2 protein-coding genes are annotated in these 1,174 nt (G+C 74.4%); one reads left to right on the forward strand and one right to left on the reverse strand.

The window, feature by feature from the left end; all coding sequences use genetic code 11:
• Nucleotides 1-245: DUF6328 family protein (locus tag ACFU7Y_RS44080; protein ID WP_380772091.1), on the reverse strand; the 245-nt coding region annotated here is incomplete at its 3' end.
• Nucleotides 246-468: 223 nt separating this feature from the next.
• Between ACFU7Y_RS44080 and ACFU7Y_RS44085 the strand changes: the two genes are divergently transcribed.
• Nucleotides 469-1,038, forward strand: a complete 570-nt coding sequence (locus ACFU7Y_RS44085) for an ATP-binding protein (protein ID WP_380772093.1) — start codon at nucleotides 469-471, stop codon at nucleotides 1,036-1,038.
• The last annotated feature ends 136 nt before the right edge of the window (nucleotides 1,039-1,174 follow it).

Here is a 1,174-nt window from a genome sequence, read left to right on the forward strand (position 1 = left end):
CCGGTCGCGAGGGCCCCGAGAACGACGGTGGCCACGTACAGTCCCTGCTCGAAGCCGCCGAGCCCGGCGAAGCGGGGCATGAAGACCACGCTCAGGAGAAAGCCGAAGAGGACCTGCGAGCCGGTCTGGGCGACCCGCACCTCCTGGAGCAGGTCCGCCCAGCGCCGGTCTGCCCGTTCGTCGGGGGACTCCCGGCGCCCGGTGCGCTGCCGGCGGGTGCTGTGGCCGGTGCCCGATGTCGTCATGGCGCTCGCCTTCGTCTCGCTCCTCCTGCGTGTAGCCGTAGCGGGACCGGGCAAACGCGGGGCATGGACGACAGGCGGGTGGCGGACCCGGCCTGGCAGGGGCCGGCTGCGGCGGATCCGCTCGTGCGGTCCCGTGTGCCGCGCGGCATCACGGCCTGGACGGCACGTCACCACCGGTGGGTCGGGGCGGTGCCCCTGCCTGCCCGGTGTGAGGAGGTCCGGCGTGGACGGCCCGGAGCAGACCAGGCGGCTCGTCATGGCGGGCAGCGAGGGCGCGGTGCAGCGCTGCCGGGAGTTCAGCCGCGAGGCACTGGTGTGCTGGAACTGGCTGCCGGCCGTTGACGAGGAACGGCAGGCCGTCACGGAGGACGTCCTGCTCATGGTCTCCGAGCTGGTCACGAACGCGTGCCTGCACGCCCCGGGCGGCCCTCGGGAGCTGCGACTGAACTGGGACGGCACCCGGCTACGGGTCGAGGTCCGCGACGACAGCCCGGTAGCGCCGCGGCTGCGCGTCAGCACCGACCCGGCCCGGCCCGGCGGTCACGGCCTCCGGCTGGTCGACCGGCTGGCCCGGGCGTGGGGCTCGCTGCCCGAGGGCGAGGGGAAACTCGTGTGGCTGGAGGTCCCCCCTCTCCGACCGGCCACCACGTCCGCTCGCCGCGAGGGGCGGGTTGCCGTCAGCCGGGCGCCGGTCACTGCTGCCCGGGGTGGGGCACCGGCGGCGCCGGCTCCGGGTCGGGGAACGGTGGGGCCGGCGGGGGAGCCGGGGCCGGAGGCGGGGGGACGGTCATGATGCGCTCGTTGCGGGCGTCACGGCCGGTGTCCACGCGCGTGTCCCCGAAGAAAAAGCCGCAAACCACCCGAAACCTGAATCAGATGTCGTATGTCGGGTAGAAGACCCACGTAACGGCTGCCGCTGATCCGCCGGC

It is taken from the genome of Kitasatospora sp. NPDC057542 (genome assembly GCF_042801945.1).
Lineage (GTDB): Bacteria > Actinomycetota > Actinomycetes > Streptomycetales > Streptomycetaceae > Kitasatospora.